The sequence below is a fragment of the Pseudoalteromonas sp. ESRF-bin5 genome, assembly GCF_002632075.1.
GTDB lineage: Bacteria > Pseudomonadota > Gammaproteobacteria > Enterobacterales > Alteromonadaceae > Pseudoalteromonas > Pseudoalteromonas marina.
Map to the genome: position 1 here is coordinate 1 of NZ_NTLW01000227.1, position 22,257 is coordinate 22,257.

21 protein-coding genes are annotated in these 22,257 nt (G+C 41.3%); 13 read left to right on the top strand and 8 right to left on the bottom strand.

Features of this window, described 5'->3' with window-relative positions; all coding sequences use genetic code 11:
• The 4 genes from BCG07_RS13740 to greB all read right to left on the bottom strand — a co-directional run.
• The coding region (locus BCG07_RS13740) for a Tex-like N-terminal domain-containing protein (RefSeq protein ID WP_286890578.1) at nucleotides 1-1,397 on the bottom strand (1,397 nt) is incomplete at its 3' end.
• Between the two features lie 166 nt (nucleotides 1,398-1,563).
• Complete coding sequence (locus tag BCG07_RS13745) at nucleotides 1,564-2,145, bottom strand: CBS domain-containing protein (RefSeq protein ID WP_286888628.1); 582 nt, start codon at nucleotides 2,143-2,145, stop codon at nucleotides 1,564-1,566.
• Nucleotides 2,146-2,192: 47 nt separating this feature from the next.
• Entirely contained in the window at nucleotides 2,193-2,498 is a 306-nt protein-coding gene (locus BCG07_RS13750; RefSeq protein ID WP_010557746.1) for a hypothetical protein, read from the bottom strand.
• Between the two features lie 110 nt (nucleotides 2,499-2,608).
• Nucleotides 2,609-3,091 (bottom strand): transcription elongation factor GreB, encoded by a 483-nt coding sequence (gene greB, locus BCG07_RS13755; RefSeq protein WP_286890580.1) that lies wholly within the window; start codon nucleotides 3,089-3,091, stop codon nucleotides 2,609-2,611.
• Nucleotides 3,092-3,288: 197 nt separating this feature from the next.
• On the opposite strand from greB, the gene ompR reads away from it, so the two are divergent.
• Together ompR and envZ are read left to right on the top strand one after the other, a co-directional pair.
• Complete coding sequence (ompR, locus tag BCG07_RS13760; protein WP_006793806.1) at nucleotides 3,289-4,008, top strand: osmolarity response regulator transcription factor OmpR; 720 nt, start codon at nucleotides 3,289-3,291, stop codon at nucleotides 4,006-4,008.
• 5 nt (nucleotides 4,009-4,013) lie between these two features.
• The gene (envZ, locus tag BCG07_RS13765; protein WP_286890582.1) at nucleotides 4,014-5,330 is read left to right on the top strand and encodes a two-component system sensor histidine kinase EnvZ; all 1,317 of its coding nucleotides are present in this window, start codon (nucleotides 4,014-4,016) and stop codon (nucleotides 5,328-5,330) included.
• Nucleotides 5,331-5,392: 62 nt separating this feature from the next.
• On the opposite strand, the gene BCG07_RS13770 is transcribed toward envZ, so the two are convergent.
• On the bottom strand, nucleotides 5,393-7,429 hold the full coding sequence (locus tag BCG07_RS13770) for a glycoside hydrolase family 97 protein (RefSeq protein ID WP_286890584.1): 2,037 nt from the start codon (nucleotides 7,427-7,429) through the stop codon (nucleotides 5,393-5,395).
• Nucleotides 7,430-7,591: 162 nt separating this feature from the next.
• Here BCG07_RS13770 and BCG07_RS13775 point away from each other — a divergent pair, with 162 nt between their 5' ends.
• The 3 genes from BCG07_RS13775 to BCG07_RS13785 all read left to right on the top strand — a co-directional run bounded on the left by BCG07_RS13775 (nucleotide 7,592) and on the right by BCG07_RS13785 (nucleotide 11,111).
• Nucleotides 7,592-8,218: a methylamine utilization protein gene (locus BCG07_RS13775; protein ID WP_286890612.1), complete on the top strand. Its 627-nt coding sequence runs from the start codon at nucleotides 7,592-7,594 to the stop codon at nucleotides 8,216-8,218.
• Complete coding sequence (locus BCG07_RS13780; RefSeq protein ID WP_286890585.1) at nucleotides 8,208-9,440, top strand: hypothetical protein; 1,233 nt, start codon at nucleotides 8,208-8,210, stop codon at nucleotides 9,438-9,440. The genes BCG07_RS13775 and BCG07_RS13780 overlap by 11 nt, the downstream gene beginning before the upstream one ends.
• 69 nt (nucleotides 9,441-9,509) lie before the next feature.
• Nucleotides 9,510-11,111, top strand: a complete 1,602-nt coding sequence (locus BCG07_RS13785) for a methyl-accepting chemotaxis protein (RefSeq protein ID WP_286890586.1) — start codon at nucleotides 9,510-9,512, stop codon at nucleotides 11,109-11,111.
• Nucleotides 11,112-11,162: 51 nt separating this feature from the next.
• On the opposite strand, the gene speE is transcribed toward BCG07_RS13785, so the two are convergent.
• Entirely contained in the window at nucleotides 11,163-12,026 is an 864-nt protein-coding gene (speE, locus tag BCG07_RS13790) for a polyamine aminopropyltransferase (protein WP_058403599.1), read from the bottom strand.
• Between the two features lie 197 nt (nucleotides 12,027-12,223).
• On the opposite strand from speE, the gene speA reads away from it, so the two are divergent.
• The 4 genes from speA to BCG07_RS13810 are packed head-to-tail and all read left to right on the top strand — an operon-like array spanning nucleotide 12,224 to nucleotide 17,238.
• Nucleotides 12,224-14,104, top strand: a complete 1,881-nt coding sequence (speA, locus tag BCG07_RS13795; RefSeq protein ID WP_138740605.1) for a biosynthetic arginine decarboxylase — start codon at nucleotides 12,224-12,226, stop codon at nucleotides 14,102-14,104.
• Nucleotides 14,105-14,161: 57 nt separating this feature from the next.
• Nucleotides 14,162-15,046: a 1-acylglycerol-3-phosphate O-acyltransferase, YihG family gene (gene yihG, locus BCG07_RS13800; protein ID WP_138740604.1), complete on the top strand. Its 885-nt coding sequence runs from the start codon at nucleotides 14,162-14,164 to the stop codon at nucleotides 15,044-15,046.
• A gap of 18 nt (nucleotides 15,047-15,064) precedes the next feature.
• The gene (yihG, locus tag BCG07_RS13805) at nucleotides 15,065-15,985 is read left to right on the top strand and encodes a 1-acylglycerol-3-phosphate O-acyltransferase, YihG family (RefSeq protein ID WP_243532390.1); all 921 of its coding nucleotides are present in this window, start codon (nucleotides 15,065-15,067) and stop codon (nucleotides 15,983-15,985) included.
• Nucleotides 15,982-17,238, top strand: coding sequence for a mechanosensitive ion channel family protein (locus BCG07_RS13810; protein ID WP_286890589.1), 1,257 nt, complete (start codon nucleotides 15,982-15,984; stop codon nucleotides 17,236-17,238). Before yihG (BCG07_RS13805) ends, BCG07_RS13810 begins: the two co-directional genes overlap by 4 nt.
• Here BCG07_RS13810 and chrA read toward each other — a convergent pair.
• Nucleotides 17,201-18,355, bottom strand: coding sequence for a chromate efflux transporter (gene chrA, locus BCG07_RS13815; protein WP_286890614.1), 1,155 nt, complete (start codon nucleotides 18,353-18,355; stop codon nucleotides 17,201-17,203). The two genes, BCG07_RS13810 and chrA, sit on opposite strands and share 38 nt — an antisense overlap.
• 178 nt (nucleotides 18,356-18,533) lie before the next feature.
• On the opposite strand from chrA, the gene BCG07_RS13820 reads away from it, so the two are divergent.
• Nucleotides 18,534-19,166: a YiaD family glycine zipper/OmpA-like lipoprotein gene (locus tag BCG07_RS13820; RefSeq protein WP_008129859.1), complete on the top strand. Its 633-nt coding sequence runs from the start codon at nucleotides 18,534-18,536 to the stop codon at nucleotides 19,164-19,166.
• On the opposite strand, the gene BCG07_RS13825 is transcribed toward BCG07_RS13820, so the two are convergent.
• Complete coding sequence (locus BCG07_RS13825; protein WP_006794215.1) at nucleotides 19,163-20,941, bottom strand: ABC transporter transmembrane domain-containing protein; 1,779 nt, start codon at nucleotides 20,939-20,941, stop codon at nucleotides 19,163-19,165. The two genes, BCG07_RS13820 and BCG07_RS13825, sit on opposite strands and share 4 nt — an antisense overlap.
• Nucleotides 20,942-21,029: 88 nt before the next feature.
• Between BCG07_RS13825 and BCG07_RS13830 the strand changes: the two genes are divergently transcribed.
• The 3 genes from BCG07_RS13830 to BCG07_RS13840 are packed head-to-tail and all read left to right on the top strand — an operon-like array spanning nucleotide 21,030 to nucleotide 22,246.
• The gene (locus tag BCG07_RS13830) at nucleotides 21,030-21,428 is read left to right on the top strand and encodes a DUF3224 domain-containing protein (protein WP_006794216.1); all 399 of its coding nucleotides are present in this window, start codon (nucleotides 21,030-21,032) and stop codon (nucleotides 21,426-21,428) included.
• Between the two features lie 17 nt (nucleotides 21,429-21,445).
• Nucleotides 21,446-21,628 carry a DUF4177 domain-containing protein gene (locus tag BCG07_RS13835; RefSeq protein ID WP_286890592.1) on the top strand — a complete coding sequence of 61 codons (183 nt, stop codon included), beginning with the start codon at nucleotides 21,446-21,448 and terminating at the stop codon, nucleotides 21,626-21,628.
• Nucleotides 21,629-22,246: a LysE family translocator gene (locus BCG07_RS13840; RefSeq protein ID WP_008129861.1), complete on the top strand. Its 618-nt coding sequence runs from the start codon at nucleotides 21,629-21,631 to the stop codon at nucleotides 22,244-22,246. It abuts the gene before it with no gap.
• Nucleotides 22,247-22,257: the final 11 nt, after the last annotated feature.

Genomic DNA, 22,257 nt, shown 5'->3' on the forward strand with positions numbered 1-22,257 from the left:
CCTACACCAATTGATTTTGGCTCTATTTTAACAAGCTCAGCAAGCGGATCCTGCAAGCGACGTGCAATCGATACCGCGCCACGTAATGACACATCTAAGTCAGGAAATTCGTTAGCTGCAAATTCAGATGCTGAGTAAACCGACGCGCCAGCTTCGCTCACCATAATTTTATTAAGTTTTAACTCGGTATTTGCTTTCATAAGCTCAGCAACCAATTTGTCTGACTCGCGCGACGCTGTACCGTTACCAATGGCAATAAGTTCTACTTTGTGTTGGCGGCAAAGTTGCTCTAGTGTACGCAGCGATTTATCCCAATGGTTTTGCGGGGCATGAGGGAAAATAGTTTGCGTAGTTAGCAGTTTGCCTGTGCTGTCTACAACAGCAATTTTGCAACCGGTACGTAAACCGGGATCAAGACCAAGTGTTGTGCGTGGACCTGCAGGTGCCGCCATTAGTAAGTCTTTTAAGTTTTTAGCAAATACATCAATAGCGCCTGCTTCTGCTTTTTCGCGCATGGCTGCAAAAAATTCGTTTTCTAGGTGTAAACCTAGCTTAATTTTCCAAGCCCATTGCACCACGCTTAAAAGCCAAGTACTCGCTGCTTGGTCGGTAATATTTAAGCGGTAGTGCTGTGCAATCATATTTGCACAAAGTTGAGCAGGGTTTTCAGAACTTGGTTCAGGGTTTACATTTAATTGGAGTATGCCTTCGTTGCGAGCTCGCAGCATAGCTAATGCACGATGAGAAGGAACTTTAGTAAGTAGCTCCTGATGATCGAAGTAATCGCGATATTTAGTGCCCGCTTGTTCTTGACCTTTAATTACTGTGCTTTGTATTGCACCGTTTTGGCTTATGTGACTTCTTAATTTAGCGAGTAATTTTGCATCTTCGGCAAAACGCTCCATTAAAATAAATTTAGCACCATCAAGCACGGCTTTTGTGTCATCAAAGCCTTTATCAGCATTAATGTACTGCTCAGCGTGTTGCTCAGGATTTAAACTCGCGTCGGTAAATAACGCATCGGCTAGGGGCTCTATGCCTGCTTCTATAGCTATTTGGCCTTTGGTGCGGCGTTTTGCTTTATATGGAAGATATAAATCTTCGAGTTCTGTTTTACTTTGCGCGCTAGTGATATCGGCTTTGAGCTCTGCGGTGAGCTTCTTTTGAGATTCGATAGTCGACAAAATAAAGCTACGGCGCTCTTCAAGTTCTCGAAGGTAAGATAAACGCTGCTCTAGTAAGCGCAATTGAGTGTCATCTAAACCGCCGGTGACTTCTTTTCTGTAGCGGGCAATAAAGGGAACAGTTGCGCCTTCATCAAGTAATTTTGTTGCAGCAACAACTTGTTGTTGTTGTGCATTTAGCTCACTGGCTAAACGTGCAGAGATATCGCTCATGCAAAAACCTTTTTAAACAAAAAATAAGACCAGAAATAAATATCTGGGTCGGCTAATTGCTTGAATAATATCACATGAAGTTGTAATAAAAAGCTCTTAAAGCAAGCTATTTAACTTGCTTTAAGACGGTTGCTTTGGTTGAGATAGTTAAGTGTTAAAACAACCTCTAATGAGGGTGGTCTACGCTTTCTAGTACGTCGCTAAACGAATTGGCAATTGGGCTAATATGCAGTGGAATATGTAATGTTTTAGCAATTTGGCGAGCTGAAATTAATCCACATATTTCGTTATTGGCTGTTGTTACTAATAAAAACATCGCCCCTTGATGCTCCATTGTTTGTAAAGCATCGCCCACACAGGCATAACTTAAGCTTTGCATGCTGACACCCATTAGCTGGTTTATTGGGGTCATTACATGGCGAAGGCTCACTTCATTTCGCGGTGTATTTAAACGTTGAGCAATAATAGTAATTTTAGCGCTTTGTAAATCAGCACTAGAAACAATACCTATTAGCTTGTGGTCGTCATCCATCACTAATACAAAGTCAGACTGCTGGCTGCTCGTTTTTTTAAGGGCCTCAGCGATTGTTGCTTCGTGCTGAGCTCGAACAGGTGTTTTTTGCGTAAAGTTATTTACCATTTTTAAAGCGGGTGAGGCCAAATCGATTAACGGTTGATTGTCAGCAAATGGTTTTGCAATAACCCCATGAGAGATATTTTGGGTACGTAATTCTTTAAAGTTAGACATAATATCCACCTATTAGTTAAAAATTTAATTAAATTGAAAGTAATAAATTAAATAACAGGGGGTCCACGTTGGTACGCAGTGCTAAACGGTCTGCTAAAAGATGAACTCTTGTAAAAAGAGTGAGCGCCTTTAGGGAGTGGTTGAGCTGCCTTAAGGGAAGTGACATCAACAAATGAATCTTCGTCAAAGTCAGGAGTTGCCTGATCGGGAATATCTAAGGCAATTAAATTATTTAAAACGGTTGGGTGTTCAAGGTTGGTGTTTTGGTTGCTGGCATGCAAAGTCAAACTCACACTCATAAAAAGTGCAAACAATACGGCATTACTAAATATGCGCTGTACTACGTTTGACATAACCATTACAACCTTTGCTAATTTCACATTAAAATTATGTGCGAGCTATTTATATATAGCCTAATGCGATAATTTAAACAATCAAAAGTTAATATGATCTGAATCAAATGCTACTTAGCCGTTTTTTGATACTCAATTGAGTTTATGTACCATTCTTTTTTTCCCTGCGGTGTCATTACTTCAAAATCGTCATCAACTTGTTTTTTAATCAGTGCCCGGGCCATGGGTGAGTCGATAGAAATACAGTCTTTTCTGTCGTAAATTTCGTCGGGACCGACAATTCTGAACTTTTTTATGTCGCCTTGATCATTTTCTATTTCGACCCACGCGCCAAAAAATACTTTTCCGTCTTGCACGGGGGAGTAATCAATAATATTTAAATCGGGAATACGCTTTCGCAAATAGCGAACACGTCGGTCTATTTGGCGCAGCAGTCGCTTATTATATTGATAATCGGCGTTTTCAGAGCGATCGCCTAAGCTTGCTGCCCAGCTAACTATTTTTGTTACTTCAGGGCGTTTTACATTCCACAGGTGGTCGTGTTCTTGTTGCAGTTGCAAATAGCCTTCACGGGTAATTAAATTTGTTTTCATCGACTTTTAATTATTATTAGCTTCAATGATGGGCACGGTAATAAACTTAGAAAAATTTGTCGAGCTTAAAGTGTTTAAAGCAGCCATTATTGTTGTTTGAAATGTTCAGTAACAATCTAAGGCCGTAATTAGTTTTTGATTATTTGGTTTTTCATTTATATTAATACTTAATTGGATATAAAAATAAGAAACAGGTAATGGGACACGAAACGACAAAAGTATTGGTTGTAGACGACGATATGCGCTTACGCAGCTTATTGGAGCGTTATTTAGTAGAGCAAGGTTTTATTGTAAGAACCGCCGCAAACTCAGAGCAAATGGATAGGCTTTTAGAGCGTGAAAACTTTCACTTAATGGTTCTCGACTTAATGCTTCCCGGTGAAGATGGCTTATCTATTTGCCGTAGGTTACGCCAAAAAGAAAACGAAATCCCTATTGTTATGCTCACCGCAAAGGGCGACGAAGTCGATCGCATCATAGGTTTAGAGCTTGGCGCAGATGATTACATTCCAAAGCCATTTAATCCTCGTGAGTTACTTGCGCGCATTAAAGCCATATTACGCCGCCGCGCTAAAGAAGTGCCAGGTGCGCCCGCCGCAGAAGAAAACCTAATTGCCTTTGGTAAATTTACGCTTAATTTAGCCACTCGTGAAATGAGCGAAGGCGATAAAACAATATCGCTAACCAGCGGCGAGTTTGCCGTACTTAAAGCGCTTGTGTCACACCCAAGAGAGCCGCTTAGCCGCGATAAACTCATGAACTTAGCGCGTGGCCGAGATTACAGTGCCCTAGAGCGCAGTATTGATGTGCAAGTGTCGCGCCTTCGCCGCATGATTGAAATAGATGCGGCTAACCCGCGTTATATTCAAACTGTGTGGGGATTAGGGTACGTGTTTGTTCCTGACGGTGAAAAGTAGTTTTTATGGGATTTTTTCCACGTAGTGCGTTTGGGCAAACTGTATTTTTGGTAGCGGCGTTATTACTTATAAACCAAGTTGTATCTTACGTAACAGTTAGTTTATATGTTGTAAAACCCACCATAGAGCAAGTTAACTTAATGCTTGCTAAGCAAGTTAAAACCGTTTTTATTGACTGGGAAGACGGTATAGAAATAAACGACGACTTATCAGAAAAGTTTTTTGAAATAACCGGTATTGATGTCATGACCCAGCGCGAAGCCATGCGCCAAGGGCTTGGTCAAACCCGTGAGTACCCGATGCTTTCACGTAGTATGTCTGCGCAGTTAAATGGCTCGGCGCGGGTGCGTATTACGCAAACTGGGCCACTCGTTTATTGGATAGAGGCCCCGCAAGCGCCTGGCTATTGGGTTAAAATTCCGCTTTCAGGGTATCAAGAAAACAACCTCGAATTTTTAACGTTTTACTTATCAAGTATTGGCTTTTTGAGTGTGCTAGGTGGTTGGTTATTTGCACGCCACCTAAACCGCCCGCTTAAAGCACTGCAACAAGCCGCTGTAAAAGTGGGTAAAGGCGATTTTAGCACCAAGCTAGAAGAAGAAGGCTCTACCGAAGTAATCGAAGTAACGCGTGCGTTTAACCAAATGTCGCGCGGTATCGCTGCCCTTGAAAACGACCGCCGTTTACTTATGGCGGGTGTATCTCACGATTTACGCACACCACTTACACGTATTCGTTTAGCAACCGAGATGATGAGCGACCAAGACGAGTATCTTCGCGAAGGGATTATTTACGATATTGAAGATATGAACGGTATTATCGATCAATTTATTGAATATTTACGTCACCACAAACGCGAAGAACTCAGTTGTGAAGATGTAAACGCGTTAGTGGGTGAAGTCGTTAATTGCGAGTTAAAGCATCAGCGTTCTATTACCTTTAAAAGTAACCCTAGTATAGAGAGCATTCCGCTCAGCAGCGTGGCTATAAGGCGTGTTGTAACTAACATGATTGAAAATGCTATTCGCTATTCTGACGGCGATATAGAGGTACTTAGTTATTATAACTCCAATAAAAAGTATGTGGTCATTGCGGTAAACGATAATGGCCCAGGTATTCCTGAAAGTGAATTAGAGTCGGTATTTGAACCGTTTAAGCAAGGTGATGCTGCACGAGGCAGTGAGGGCAGTGGCCTAGGCCTTGCTATTATTAAGCGCATTGTTGATATGCACGACGGCAAAGTAAAACTAGAAAACCGGCCTGAAGGCGGCTTAAGTGCACAAATTTATCTGCCTATAAAAATAGTAAACTCTGCACAGTAACCTGTGCAGAGTTTGCTATTTGTAACACTTAAATATCTGTAAAACTGATATAACCGTGAAGCCTAAAGTGCTTTAAAGCGGATGGCAGTGCCGCCGCTTGTTGCTAGTTTTAAAGTTAGCTTATCGTTTGCACTAACTACGCGCTTTTCGATATCTAAATCATACGGCTTGTTTTTCCATTCAGCGTTTTTGCCGTCTTGGTATATATGCGCTTCAAACTTTTTACCCTTTTCTAAAAAGTCGAGTTTTACCTCAATGGTGCGGGCTTTTTCGTCAGTCACTGCACCTAAGTACCAATCGTTTCCTGAGTATTTATCGCGTTTTCGTTCTTTACGAGCGAATACAATAAAGTCGCCCACCTCGCCATCAAGCGCAATACTCTGCTGCCAATCGGTTGGTACATCTTGAATAAACTGAAAAGCATCGGGTTTAGCTAAGTAGTTTTTAGGTAGGTCGGCAGCCATTTGAATCGGGCTATACAGCACAACATAAAGTGCAAGTTGCTTGGCAAGCGTTGTTTGTGGGCGGTTTGTATCATCGCCTAAGCCATTAAAGCCCATATCAAATATACCTGGAGTAAAGTCCATTGGCCCTGCCAGCATACGGGTAAACGCAAGCATAGGGATATGCTCTGGCGGGTTAGGCGGTGTGCCCCATGCATTAAACTCTTGCCCACGTGCGCCTTCGCGCGCAATCCAGTTGGGGTAGGTACGGCGCAGGCCAGTGTCTTTTATTGGTTCGTGAGTGTTAATACTAATTTTATGTTTAGCAGCGAGCTTTACGTTATAAAGGTATTCGTTAACCATAAATTGGCCGTCGTGCCACTCATGGCGGGCAATGCCGTTTTCATCTATGCGTTTTATGTTTCCGCCATCGGCCACATAGCCCGTTTTAACTTGGCTTACGTTTGACTTTTCGTATAGGGCAAAGGCATCTTCCATTTGATTGCGATAGTTAGTTACGTTGCCTGAGGTTTCGTGGTGGCCAATTAACTGCACCCCTTTTTGCTTACCGTAACGGGTAAGCTCCTCAATATCAAAGTCGTCGTAGGGTTGTGTAAAGCTAAACACATCGCCATTAAAAAACCAGTCGCCATCCCAGCCTATGTTCCACCCTTCTACTAACACGCCGTCAAAGCCATATTCTGCGGCAAAGTCCATGTAGTATTTGGTTGTTTGAGTTGTAGCGCCGTGTTTTTCACCACTGCCCCATGTTTGCGTATTTATGTGCATCCCCCACCAAATACCGACGTATTTACCCGGTTTTACCCACGATACATCGCCCAATTTATTTGGCTCATTAAGGTTTAAAATAATATCGGAGTTAATCAGGTCGACCGCTTTACTGCCTATTTGAATAGTACGCCACGGTGTATTAAATGCGCCTTGCTTTTTTACTGCAATGCCGTCAGACCACGGTGTTAAATCGGCTTGAAAAACACCTGGTCGACGCTGGTTAAGGGTCATACCAGCATAATCGACAAGGGCTGCTTCGTGAATGCTAACGTGTACGCCCTCTTTATTTTTAAATGTAAAAGGGGTGTGTACTAAGGGGGCGTCGTTAACTGGGGTGGTGTTATAAACATATTCGTAACGGTTCCAGCCTCGGGCTGGGATCCACCACGCTGTTGCACTTTGGCTGTCGGCAATGGCAAATTCGGTAAGTTCTTTTGTGATTTCTATATTTTCAAAACCGGGTTGCTTGGGTACTTCGTATCTAAAGCCCACGCCGTTGTTAAAGGCTCTAAATTTAACAGTAAATACGCCGCCTTGTGGTTTTTTAAATGTAACAGCAACTTCGTTATGGTTGTCGGTAACGATTTGTCGTTCGCCCCAAGGTTGTTGCCACTGGGTGTTTTGTGTGTTTTGTTGTGTATGGGTTATTTTAAAGCCTTCGCTAAAAGGGGCTTGTTGTTTAAATTTAAACCCCAGTGCGGAGTGATTAATAACCGGTTTGTTTTTAAAGTCGATTGAATAGCTGGGGGTTGTTAATTCGTCAGAAATAGTTATTTTAATATTGCCGTTGGGCGATTGTAATGTGGCTGTTTGTGCAAAACAGCTGCCCGAAAAAGCGAAAAGCAAAAGTGCTGATGTTCTCATTTAAGAGATCCTTACTGTGTCAGTGTGACTTATCAGAATAAAGGCTGTTGTTAACAAATACGAATATCTACATACGTATTCATTTATCAATAAAATAGAAAGAAATAAGTAATCTAATAGGTCTATACTGTAAATAATTTGAAAAATAAGAATAGTAAGATGATGTTCAAATATTTAACGTTAATTATAGTCATGTTATTAACTTGGCAGGTACAAGCGGTTTCTATCACGGTTAACAATAATAAAAACGAGCCTATGGCTGATGCCGTGGTGTGGCTGAATTCTGAGGTGCTTTCTAGTCAATCCAGCCAAGTAGATACGCTTTATTCTATGGTGCAAAAAGATAGGGAGTTTACACCGCGCATTTTAGTTGTACCACAAAATGCAAAAGTGGAATTTCCAAACGCCGATTCAATTTTGCATCATGTGTATTCGTTTTCTGAGGCAAAAACGTTTGAATTAAAGTTATATAAGGAACAACCCAAGGCGCCATTAGTGTTTGATCAAACCGGTGTTGTTGAGTTGGGATGTAACATTCATGACTGGATGCTTGGTTATATTGTGGTTGTTGATAGCCCTATTTTTGATATTACCGATAACAGCGGACATGTAAATTTAACCGCAGAGCCAGGTGAGTACACACTTAATGTTTGGCATTCAGGGTTTGGCGATATAAGCCATGTTGAGTCTAAAAAAGTAACCATAGGGCAAGCTCCATTTATATATAAAATTAAACAAGCGATAACTGAGCAGTTTGATTTTGCTACGGATGAATTTGATGATTATTAACCACATGCTTAAATATGCGGTTGTGAGTGGTGTGTTTTTATTTAGCGCGTCAATCAGTGCACAGGTTAAGGGGCTGCTACAAGTGCGTGCAGTTCAAGGTGATGCGCTAAAAAGTTTTCAAGATGGAGGCACCGGCTTATACCGACACGATGCTAAAAACGATGGCGTTTTATTATCGCAAGGTATTATTGACGTGCGCGCCGATTTAGCAACAAGTTGGTCTGCTCATGGGGTGTTAAACGTTAATCAGGACCCTGATGTAGGTTTAGGTTTAACACAAGCCTATTTTACATATAAACCATTAACTAGTAGCGCTTATAAGTGGCATGTACGAGTGGGTGGGTTTTATCCGCTAATGTCGTTAGAGAACCCAGATATTGGCTGGACATCTCCTTACAACTATACCAATTCAGCAATTAATAGTTGGATAGGTGAAGAGCTTAGAACCGTTGGCGCAGAGGTAACAATAAAACGCCCCGCTAAACGTTTTAACAGCCCGCATAGTTTTAGTTTAGTGGGTGCAACATTTAAAGGTAACGACCCTACAGGCACGTTACTATCTTGGCGTGGCTTTGCCATGCACGACAGACAAACTACATTTAACGAAGGTATTAGGTTTGCACCCGTTGCAGCACTTAGCGAATATGCATTGCGTTGGCAGGCAAATCAGGTTTTACCATTTGAAGAAGTTGATGGACGCTTTGGTTATTACCTTGGTGTTCACTGGGATTATTTAAAACAATCACAATTTAGAGTTTATTATTACGATAATAATGGCGATCCAACTAAACTGAACATTAGCTCAGGACAATATGCATGGAATACACGTTTTACCAGTGCTGCATGGTTATATAAATTTAATAATAAAACGCGTTTTATAACACAGGTACTAAGCGGTAAAACCGAAATGGGGCATAGCAAATTAATAGATAACGACTTTTACAGCCATTATTTAATGCTAAGCCATAAAGAAGGTAAACATAGAATATCGTTGCGGTACGATTACTTTAAAGTAACCGATAACGACACGACGGTATTTGACCCAAATGCAAGCAATGGCGAAGGGGTAACAGCCTCTTGGCGTTACGCGTTTAGCAAACATGGTCAAATTGGTATTGAAGGCTCAGCACTAAAAAGTTTTGTAGACAATAGAGCTGCAATGGGGCTGCAGCAGAGAGCTTCGCAGCAGCAAGTAATGATTAACACGCAATGGAAGTTTTAGGTTTTATCAACCTACTGCAATTTTAGGTTTAATTTGTAAGAGGCGTTTAGGGTCTTGTAGGGTGATAAAATGAATTTGCATAGTATTCGCGTTAAAGTGTCGTTTCCGATAGTTGTTTTAGGACTTGCCATACTCTCGTTAATTGTGGGGTATACCTACTTAATAACCTTACAAAAAAATGCACTTGATGTGCAGTCTGAAAAATTTATTAAGGCGCTGTCTCTTGCTTTAAACGCAGACCGCGACCTATACCAAGCTAAAGTGGCCGAATTAAATTTAGTAGCTCATTCAAAAAATACAGAAAAGTACCAGGCAGAGCACGAAGAAAATGCAATGCAAGTTACTGATAAACTTAATCAGTATTTATCTTTAATGAAAGATTACCCAAGTATAGCTAAAGAGCTAAATGGCTTTGAAAACGACTTTAATGCCTGGCTTACAGCGTCAAAAAGCTACATGGCTGATAAAAATAGCCAAGCTAAACAAAAGAATTCGGAGCAAGCATTTGCCACTTTAAGGATTAAGCTTGATAAAGCTGGTGAGCTGGCTGAAAAAACCTCGGAGCAAGAAATCATCACGCTTTCATCCAATATCATTTCAACAAAAATGATGATGCTGACAGTGGTTGCTATTATTTTAATTGCAGCGAGTTGGTTTAGTTACAGTGTACCTAAACAACTTACTCGCCAAATTAATTATGTAACTAAGCGTATTAGTGATATTGCCTCAGGAGATGGCGATTTAACTGGTCGAATACAAGTAACGTCTAAAGATGAGTTTTCTGACTTAGCCACCGAATTTAATACTTTTTTAGATAACTTACAGCAATTGATACGCGACATATTAGAGCAATCTAAAGAGTTAAATGGTTTAGGTGTTGAGCTTAGCAAAGTGGCCACCCAAAATAACAGTGTAAACCAAGCCTTGGGGCAAGCGTCGGAATCTATTGTAAGCGCAGTACATGAAATGAGCACTGTTAGCAAGGAGGTTGCAGGGGTTGCACAGCAGTCATCAAGCGAAGCCGATAATTCGTTAAAACTAGCGCAACAAGGGCTTAGTGCGGTGGCTAATTCTAGTTCGCGAATTACCTCTCTCTCTAGCAACATGGAGCAAGCTATGGCGCGCTCTACTGAGCTGCAACAAAGCTCTGATAACATAGCTAAAGTTTTAGAGGTCATTCGCGCCATAGCAGAACAAACAAACTTATTAGCACTTAATGCAGCTATAGAGGCTGCACGTGCTGGCGAATACGGGCGAGGCTTTGCGGTTGTGGCTGACGAAGTAAGAACGCTCGCTACGCGCACACAAGATAGTACCAACGATATTCAACAAATGATTGAGTTGTTTGCATCGAGTGTATCGCAGTCGATTAATGCCATAGGTGAGAGTAAGCAATTTGCAGATGATGCTGTGGAGTCGTTTTCGCAAACTAACGATATACTCAATGCTATGCAAAGTTCATCTACTAAAGTAAACGATATGGCTATGCAAACTGCGCAAGCTACCGAAGAGCAAACAACGGTTTCTGATGAAATAAGCCATAACTTATCATCACTTAACGATCAAACCTTAGAGGGTGGGTCGCTTGCGCGCACAACGCAAGATGTATCAAATAAAATGGAGCAGTTAACAGACGAGCTAAATCGATTAGTTAACCGGTTTAAGGTTTAACGTAACAAAAAGGGAGCGTGTAGAGCTCCCTTTGTAGAATATTAACACTTATTATTTTTTATCAAACGCGCGTTTCATAAAGTTAGGTGTTGCTAATGCACCATGGTGAATACCGCTGTTGTAGTATTCACTTTGCTCGGCTATTTGTGCTGCGCCATCTTCTCTGAAGCCGTTAAAGGTTTCAGACTTACGAGCAAGTGTTACCGACCATAAACCGCTTGGGTAAATTGGTTGTGGGAATGGTAATGTTTGTAAATCGTTAAAGCCAACACTTAACATCGCTTCACGCATTTCAACCAGTAGTGGCATATGCATAAGTGGCGATTCACTTTGCTGTACTAAAATACCACCAGGGCGAAGTGCATTTAAGCAGCTTGTGTAAAATGCATGGTTAAATAGACCTTCGCCAGGTCCTACCGGGTCAGTACCATCAACAATAACCACGTCGATAGACTCACTAGCTGCTTCGCGCATGTACTTAATACCATCGTCAAACATAACTGTAGCGCGTGCATCGTTATTAGACTCGCATAGCTCTGGGAAATATTTTAACGACATTTGCGTGACTACTTCGTCTATGTCAATTTGCGTTACGCTTTCTACGCCAGGGTGCTTTAATACTTCACGTAACGTGCCGCAGTCGCCGCCACCAATAATAACCACATTTTTAGGGTTTGGGTGTGCTAAAAGTGCAGGGTGGCTGATCATTTCATGATAAAAAAAGTTTTCGCGGGTTGATACCATGGTACAACCGTCGATGATCATTAAATTACCAAAGTCTGTGGTTTCGAACATTTCTACTTTTTGAAAAGGAGACTGTTTTTCATCTAACTTTTTGTTAATACGTAATGAAAATGCGCTGCCGTCACGGTCGCTAATTTCAGTAAACCACTTACTTTGATCTAAGTTTGCCATAGTTGCTGATACACTTTTTAGGTTGAGGTAAAAAAAGGGCAATTCTGCCAGTGCTTGGCAGTTTGCTCAATGACATTTTAACTGATTTAGCGAATAAAGTTAGTTAGGAGTGAGTGAAAGTTCAATTTTTGTTAGCCTAGGAGATAGCGACGTATTAAAATGCGCCTTTATACCTAATTGACGAAAGAAGAGTTGCCATGACCTGGGGTTTAGAAACAGCACGTGCCACTTATAATGTTGCTCATTGGAGTGATGGCTATTTTGATATTAATGCACAAGGCGAATTGGTTGCCTACCCCGACGGCGATCAAAGCAAAGCTGCAATCTCTTTAACCGATTTAACTGAGCAATTTAAACAGCAAGGGTTAACACTGCCTGTTTTAGTGCGCTTTACCGACATTTTAAAAAATCGTGTCGATACGCTTACTAATGCTTTTACTAAAGCGCGCAGCAGTCGTGAGTACAATGGTAAATACACCTGTGTTTATCCTATCAAAGTAAATCAGCAGCGCTCTGTTGTTAGTAAATTATTGGCGCACCCAAGCGGGTTAGTTGGCCTTGAAGCGGGCTCAAAACCAGAGTTAATGGCTATTTTAGGTGTGGCAAAAGAGCCAATCACTATTGTATGTAATGGCTATAAAGACAGTGAGTTTTTACGTTTAGCGTGCATTGGCCAAGCTATGGGGCACAGCGTAAAAATAGTAGTAGAAAAGCTATCTGAGCTAACCACTTTACTTGAAGAAATCGATAATTTGGGTATTGAACCTGCAATAGGTATTCGTATACGCTTAAATTCGGTGGGTAAAGGTAAGTGGCAAAATACCGGTGGCGAAAAAGGTAAGTTTGGTTTAACTGCAGGGCAAGTATTAAGTGCGGTAGAAGTGCTTAAAAAACACAATAAATTACACTTGATGCAAATGGTGCATTTTCATATTGGCTCTCAAATTGCCAATATACGTGATATACACCGCGCACTTCGTGAATGTGCGCGTCACTTTGCAGAATTAACACAGCTAGGTGTGCCGCTCAATACCGTAGATGTTGGGGGCGGTTTAGGCGTAGATTATGAAGGGTCGGGCTCTCGTAGTGCATGCTCAATGAACTACACAGTGGAAGAGTATGCTCGTAATGTAGTCAATGCGTTTGCTGAGGTGTGCGACCAACACGATTTAACCCATCCGGCTATTATTACAGAATCAGGCCGTGCTTTAACCGCGCATCATGCGGTACTCATCACCGATGTGATTGACGTTGAAAAAGCACCCAATCATTTAAATCCAGAACCACCGCTTGAAAACAGCGTGTTAGTGCTTGATGAAATGTGGCAATGCTTACAGCGTTTGAATCCGCGTATGGCGCTAGAAATTTACCACGATGCGATGCACTTATTTAGCGAAGCTCACGATCAGTACGTACATGGTTTAGTAAGCATGTTAGAGTGGGCGAAAATAGAGCAGCTTTATTTTACTATTTTACACCGCGTGCGTGCATCGCTTAGCAATAACGCCCGCGCACACCGAGAAGTACTTGACGATTTAAATGAAAAATTAGCCGATAAACTGTTTGTTAATTTTTCACTTTTTCAGTCGTTACCAGATGTGTGGGGCATACAGCAGTTGTTTCCGGTTATGCCAATCGAAAACTTAACGCAACCACTTACTCAGCGCGCCATAATCCAAGATATTACTTGTGACTCGGATGGGCAAATACGCGAATACGTTGAAGGTGCAGGTATTGAAACAAGTTTACCAATCCCCGAATATAAGCATGGCGAACAATACCACCTTGCTATGTTTATGGTGGGCGCGTATCAAGAGATTTTAGGTGACCTACATAACCTATTTGGCGACACCGATTCAGTGCATGTTGAGCTAAACGACGACGGCTATGTATTAACCAATGCCATAAAAGGTGATAGCGTTAAGGATGTATTAAAGTTTGTTGATTACGATAGCGCTATTTTAGCTGAAAATTTTGCTTATCAAATTAATAAACTAGATGCCTCAGAGCAGTGTAAAGCAAGTTACCTGGCTGAACTTAATGCAGGGCTTGAAGGCTACACCTATTTTGAAGATTAATTTTTAAGTATAAAAGCGCAGTGTTTGCTGCTGCGCACCGTTAAAGGAATAGAAGTAATGTCAGTTATTCGTAGTGTTTTTAGTCTTATTTTTTATGCATTAAACACACTTTTTTGGTTTATACCTATTTTTATATGTGGCTTGTTAAAGCTTATTCCTATTAAACCATTACAAAAGTTATTGAGCTGGATTGCTAAACAGTGCGCCACTATTTGGGTGTCGTTTAATACCTTAAACCAGCGGCTGTTTACACCAACAAAACTTAACGTGACGGGCTTGGATTCTCTGAAACTAAAAGATTGGTATTTGGTGATTGCCAATCATCAAAGCTGGGTTGATATTTTAGTATTGCAGCGCGTATTTAATCGCAAAATTCCGTTTTTAAATTTCTTTTTAAAGAAAGAGCTTATTTATGTGCCTATTTTGGGCTTATGTTGGTGGGCGCTCGACTTTCCATTTATGACGCGCACGAGCAAAAGTCAGCTTAAAAAGAACCCTAAATTACGTGGCAAAGACTTAGAAACAACACGTAAAGCCTGCGAAAAATTTAAAGAAATGCCTGTAACGGTAGTTAACTTTGTTGAAGGTACGCGCTTTACACAAAGTAAACATGCAAAACAGCAAAGCCCATTTCCGCATTTATTAAAACCAAAAGCCGGTGGCATTGCCTTTGTTATGCAAGCAATGGGTGAGCAAATTTCTCAAGTAGTGAATGTTACCTTGCATTACCCTGACGGTATTCCTACGTTTATGGACTTTGCTGGTGGGAAAGTAAAAAATATTAATGTACACGTGAATGTCATGCCGGTAAGTGATGAGCTAATTGGTGATTACACGGGTGATTCTGAATTTAGAGTTCGTTTTCAAAGCGAGTTAAATCGTTTATGGGAAGAAAAAGAACAAACGTTGCAATCACTTGACGCCCCAACAAGTACAAAATAACACGGTGAGCTTACAGTTATGCTAAAAAAATGGTTACCAAATTGGCTAAACGGCCTAATTGTAGGCTGCGTATTATTTACTAACCTTATAATTTTTGGCGTGTTGGTATTACTTTTAGGATTAGTGAAACTATTACTGCCTATTCATGCTGTTAATCGTTTATTACATAGCGCTTATCGGGGGTGGTGTAATGGTAATCGATTGGGTTTATGGCTAGGCTGCCCAGACATTAAAATTGATGTGAAAGGTGATTTAAATTCAAAAAGTTGGTACTTACTAATTTGTAACCATATGAGCTGGTTAGATATTACGGTGCTTAGCTCTATGCATGCGTTACCCGCGCCTAAGTTTTTTTTAAAAGACGATTTAAAATATGTGCCATTTATTGGCACTGGTGCGTGGGCGATGGGAATGCCATTTATGAAACGTGTAAGCAAAGCGCAAATAGCTAAAAACCCAAAGCTTAAAGGGTTAGACATAGAGCGCACTAAAAACAGCTGTCGTAACTTTCGTAACCATCCAACAACTATTATCAACTTTGTTGAAGGAACGCGTTATACCCCCGCTAAACATGCACAACAGCAAAGCCCATTTAAGCATTTACTAAAGCCAAAAGCAGGCGGAATTGCATTTGCACTTGAGGTACTCGGAACCCAGTTTGATGCTATGTTAAATACCAGTTTGGTCTATAGCGGTAAGTCAGATCATGTGTGCCGCAACTTATTAAAAGGTGAGCTAGACTCTATTCACGTATCAATTGATGTAATGGCTATTACCGACACTATGTTAGGTAGCTATCAAACAGATGAAGCGTTCAAAGCTAACTTTCAACAATATGTGAACGACTTATGGGTTGCAAAAGATAAGCAATTAGCAGGTATTTATGCCCAGCAAGCTATGCCAGATGCACAAATTAGTAAGGAAGCCAAAACACTATGACCAACACCCATATACAAGAGCTAATTGCTCCTTGGTTTGAAAATGTCCCCGACGCTGCTTTTTTTAGTGCACTAACGGCTACCGCCATTGGCATTTGTTCGTTATTTGTTGTGTATTTATTTACTCGCAGGCTTATGCTGCCAGGTATTCAAAAGGTGGTTACTAAGTTATCGCCTGAGCGTATTGGCGCGCTTTCTCCAATGTTAACTAAGCTTAATAAGCGTATTGCTGGGCTACTGTGTTGTGTATTGTTTTTAGCCACCTTCGATAGTGTATATCCGGTTGGTGAGTTAGCGGCTGAAATACTTAAAACCATAGGCCAAGCCTTATTAATTATTTATACCGGTTTTATTATCAGCAGTATTGTTAGTCTTGCTGCTGCTATTTATAACCAATTAGACTTTGCCCGAGAAGTCCCCATTCAAGGCCTTGTGCAAGTTGTAAAACTAATTACCTTTATTGTGTGTGGCATTTTAATTGTTAGTATTGTGCTTGAAAAATCACCGACATATATTCTTTCGGGTTTTGGTGCGATTGCCGCCGTCACTTTATTAGTATTTAAAGATACAATTTTAGGGTTTGTTGCCAGTATACAAATTGCGGCTAACCGATTAGTAACTTATGGTGATTGGATCCAAGTTGATAATTACGGCGCCGATGGTGAGGTAATAGACTTAGGCTTAAACACGGTAAAAGTACGTAATTGGGATAATACCATTACGACGATTCCTACTTACATGCTGGTGGCCGGATCGTTCAAAAACTGGCGAGGTATGCAAGAGTCGGGTGGAAGGCGGATTAAGCGCTCACTCAATATTGATATGAACAGTATTTGCTTAGTAAACGACGAGTTTAGAGCGCAAATTGATGCGGCTATTCCGCTACATGAGTATATTCGAGTGTCGGCATTACCAGAGCCAGTGTCTAATTTAGGGCTGTTTCGTCGTTATGCTGAAGGGTATTTAAAGCAGCATAGTAAAATAAACTCTTCGCTTACTTTAATGGTGAGAGAGCTTCAACCGTTAAACCACGGTTTACCTATTGAATTTTACTGTTTTAGTGAAGATAAGCGCTGGATCTCTTACGAACATTTGCAAGCCGAAATAATGGATCATTTACTTGCCGTACTGCCTATTTTTGGATTACGCGCTTATCAAAGTGTGAGTGGGCAGTTAAGCCCGCCAACCAATGCGGGGCAAAATGAAAAGCCCAGTATTAAAGTGCCCAATAATGCTGTGCAAGACCCACACTAATAAATAATATTAATAGCCACCAAATAGGTGGCTTTTTAAGTCGTAGCCATGCAAAAGCCACAACAACTAACCCAATATGTAACCAGCTGTGCACTGCAGATGTCCAAATAGGTGAGTATAAAGCTGCGGCCAAAAAGCCCACAACGGCGGCATTAAGTGCGGCAATTGAACTAGCAAAACGCGGTTTATCAGCCAAGTTAAGCCAGCTTTTTTGAAATGCTAACATCAATAAAAAGCCGGGCGCAAAAATTAATAACGTGGCAACCAGTGCGCCAAATAAAGGCTGCGCAGTATTAAGTTGTGCACCTAAATAAGTCGCAATAGTAAACATAGGGCCAGGTATTGCTTGAGCGCTGGCATAGGCACTTAAAAACTGATCGTCACTCAGCGCAGGTACACCTGCTTGCAATACGGGTAATACAACGTGCCCACCACCAAATACCATAGCGCCTGCTTGGTAAAAAGGCGCAAATAATGCAAATTCTTTTCCAAGCGGGGCAAAGCTAATAGCCAGTAATAATACAAATAAGCTCAGAGCAACCCAGTTAATATTACTTTTTGTGTCGGTATTCGTATTTTGATTTGCCTCGCCTAATTTTAATAAAGGCCATATAGCACCAATAGTTGCAGCAATAACTAAAACTGCAATTTGCGTGCTTAACACGGGCAGTAGAACAAGCGCTAAGGTGCTAAATAGTGCAAGTAACTTAAGCACCGCACTTGTGCAAAAGCTTTTAGCCATAGACAGTGTGGCATCAGCTACGATGACCACGGCAAATAGTTTCAAACCTGCAATAATCGCATAGTAAACGGCGTCAAATTGGTGTGCACTAATGGCCAGTATCACCATAATTAAAAAAGATGGCAGCGTAAAACCAACAAATGCGGTAATACCACCTAATATCCCTGCGCGTTCAACGCCAATAGCAAAGCTCACTTGGCTCGAACCAGGTCCCGGCAACGCTTGGCTTAAACTAATTAATTGCGCGTAGCGTGTGTTGGTGATCCAATTTAGTGTATCTACAAAGTGGCGCTTAAAATAGCCTAAGTGTGCCGCTGGACCACCAAAGCTCATGCAGCCAAGTAGAAAAAACTGCCTAAAAATAGCAATTAGCATTGCGCTTTTATCCTTTTTTAAATTCATTAAATTGTCACAAAGGAATGTGACATATTTATTAAAACTCAATTTTTTAGGGTTAATAACAAAATTATAAGGTGATTGTTACGCACTTCATAGTTTGTTCATACAGGTAATTACATACTGTTGCTAAATTCTAAATGAATAGGACATCATCATGACATTATCAAAATCACTTTTGAGCGTTACAGTAGTAGCCGTATTACTTTCAGGTTGCGAAATGAATAACACCGGCAAAGGCGCAGCAATTGGTGCAGCTGCTGGTGGCGTGTTAGGTAAAGCAACGGGTAACCACAAAGACAAGCGTATATTTATTGGTGCTGCTATTGGCGCATTAGCAGGTGCTGCTGTAGGTGACTACATGGATAAGCAAGAAGAAGCGTTTCGTGATGAACTAGCAGGCTCGGGCGTTGAAGTAGTTCGCGAAGGCGATAACTTACGCTTGGTTATGCCCTCTAATATTACGTTTGCAACCGACCAATCATACATTTCAACAGGGTTTAACGATACCCTAAACGCCATTGCTAAAGTTATGAACAAGTATGAGAAAACCTACCTAAGCGTAGAAGGGCATACAGATAGCACAGGGCAAGATAGCTACAACATGAACTTATCGCGCGAACGTGCTCAAAGTGTAAAAGCTTACTTAGCCAACCAAGACATTATGGCAGCGCGTATTAGCACTAGCGGCTTTGGTGAAACACGCCCAATTGCCACTAACGATACTGCAAATGGCCGTGCTCAAAACCGCCGTGTAGAAATTCAAATAGTGCCAAACACAGAGGGTTAATCCTTATTAAACTGTAATTCACACAGCTTTTGATACAACGGGTTACTTGCTACTAATTCTTGGTGAGTGCCCGTTGCAATAATTTCTCCATTTTCCATGACTACAATCATATCTGCGTGGATAACTGTTGCTAGCCTATGCGCAATTATAAGCGTGGTGCGATTTTGCATTAAGTGCTCAAGCGCGGCTTGAACGTGGTGCTCGCTTTGCGCATCGAGTGCGCTGGTTGCTTCATCAAGAAGGAGTATTTCTGGGTCTTTTAAAATAGCCCTAGCAAGTACAATACGCTGCTTTTGCCCACCGGATAACCTAACGCCTTGCTCGCCTAAAAAGCTGTTGTAACCTTGTGGTAATTGTTTAATAAATTCATCGGCATGAGCATGTTTTGCAGCAGCGTATACTTGTTCATCAGTGGCGTTTGGATTGCCGTAACGAATGTTATGCATTACATCTGAGCTAAATAAAATAGGGTTTTGTGCCACCATGCCCATTTTATCGCGCAGAGTGTTTAAAGAGAGCGACTTAATATCAATATCGTGAAATTTTATTGCGCCACTAGCTGGGTCGTAAAAGCGCTGTAGTAGCTCAAATAAGGTTGTTTTACCTGCGCCAGATGGGCCAACAATAGCGACTGTTTGACCTTGCGAAATGCTTAAGCTTATTTTGTTAAGTGCACTGACATCCGGGCGAGACGGATAATTAAAGCTGATATTTTCAAGCGAGATTGCAGGTAAACTTGCGTTATTTTGTAGCTGAGCGTCTTGCGGGTTTTCAGGATTTTCAATTTCACTTTTTACCGCAAGTAATTCAAGTAAGCGGGCGGCTGCGCCTGCCGCTCTTTGCAATTCGCCGTACACTTCTGCAACCGTTGCCACCGACATTGCCACCATAATAGCGTAAAACACAAACGCACCCAGTTCACCCCCGGTCATAGTGCCTGCCAGTACATCACTGCCGCCAACCCAAAGCATTGCGCTGATGGCACTAAAGGTTAAAAATATTACAGCGGCAATTAAAAACGAGCGCTGTTTAATGCGGCTTTTGGCAACGTTAAAGGCTTTTTCGGTTTCAAGTGCAAAAGCATGTTGCTCTTGTGTTTCGTGGCTATAGCTTTGTACCACTTTAATATTTTGAATGATCTCGCCGGCATAGGTGCTTATATCGGCAATGGCGTCTTGACTAGAGCTTGCAAGTTTACGCACCTTTTTGCCAAATACCATCATTGGCACTAATACCAGCGGCACACACGCAACCACTACGAGCGTAAGCTTTAAGTTGGTAATTAATAACATTACCAAACCGCCAACCAGCATTAACGCGCTACGCAGCGCCATAGAAAACGATGAGCCAATAATTGATTGCAGCAAAGTGGTGTCGGTTGTTAAACGCGACATAAGCTCGCCACTGCGGTTTTCTTCAAAGTAGCTTGGGTGCAAAGTAACAATGCGATTAAACACGGCTTTACGAATATCGTTACTGACTCGCTCGCCAATCCACGACATTAGATAAAAGCGGCTAAAGGTGCCTACAGCCAATAAGCTAATTAAACCAATAAGTACCAATACAGCTTGTTGAAGTTGCGCTTGAGAGCCCGCAATAAAGCCATGATCTATAACAAACTTAACGCCTTGGCCTAGCGATAAGTTAACGCCAGCCGTTACTAATAAAGCGCCAAGGGCTGCTATAACCATCCATTTATAGGGTTTTATAAATGCAAAAATAGGCAATAAACTGCTAAAGGCAGCTTTTTCGGTTGCGGGGGTACTGTTTGGCATAGTGGATTCTTTTTATAAGTTGAGGTATAGATATGGCATCATTGGATTAAAAATCAATAGCTTTAAAAATCATCAATAAGGAATTGTTATGACAAGCAACATAGTAACAGGCCAATTTACGGTGGCCTTAGCCCCACTAGATGGCTATGCCAAAGGACAAAACGGCATTAATTTAGGGCGTATGTCGATTGATAAAACATTTACAGGCAAGCTTAATGCTTCTAGCCAAGGCGAAATGTTAAGCGCTATGACACCTGTGCAAGGCAGTGCTGGTTATGTAGCAATAGAGCAAGTAATAGGCGAACTTGAAGGCAAAAAAGGCAGTTTTGTATTACAACATTTTGGCACTATGGATAAAGGCCAAGACAGCCTAATTTTAACTGTAATTTCCGACTCAGGCACTGATGAGCTAGAAGGATTAGCCGGCAGTATGAAAATACGCATTGAAAACGGTGTACATTACTACGATTTTCAATACACGTTATAAGATACACAGGGATTTAAATGCAAAAAGTAATCGAATTTAGAAAGACCCGCTTTATGGGTGGGGTAAATATAGCGGCGCTGAATGATCGCATACAGGAATTAAATCAAGATGGCTGGAAAGTAATTAGCGTAGTGCCAATAACCGGTTTTTATGGGCAAGTGCATGGTTATACATTATTTATTGAAATTGACGAGCTGTAAATGACTCTTTCTATGTGGTTAGGCCTAGTGGCTATTTGTATGATGGGCGCAATGTCGCCGGGTCCAAGCCTTGCGGTTGTATTAAAGCATTCGCTCAACGGCAGTATGAAAAATGGCATGCTAGCGGCGCTAAGTCATGGTATTGGAGTGGGACTATATGCGGGAGCCTCATTACTTGGCTTGGGTGCGTTAATGCTACAGTTTCCTACTGTGTATCAGGTGTTAGTGTATTTAGGCGCTGCCTATTTAGCTTACCTAGGAATTAAAATTTTATTGTCTAAACCCAACAATGATGAACTTAAAATACAAAATAGCGAAGTGAGTAGCATTAAAGCATTACAAGATGGGTTTGCCATTGCCTTTTTAAATCCCAAACTTGCTATTTTCTTTTTAGCCTTGTTTTCACAGTTTATTGATCCAGAAAATCTAACCCTAAGCATTGCAATGGTGATGTGTTTAACTGTATTTGTGATTGATACCGGTTGGTACTTACTTGTTGCCGCCCTAACAGAGTTTTCTAAAAACCGTTTTGGGTTTACTAAACACAATCCATGGTTAGACAAAGTACTGGGTTTTATATTTGTTGCCTTAGCCATTAGGGTGGTAGTGAGTATTTAAGCTATTGCTAG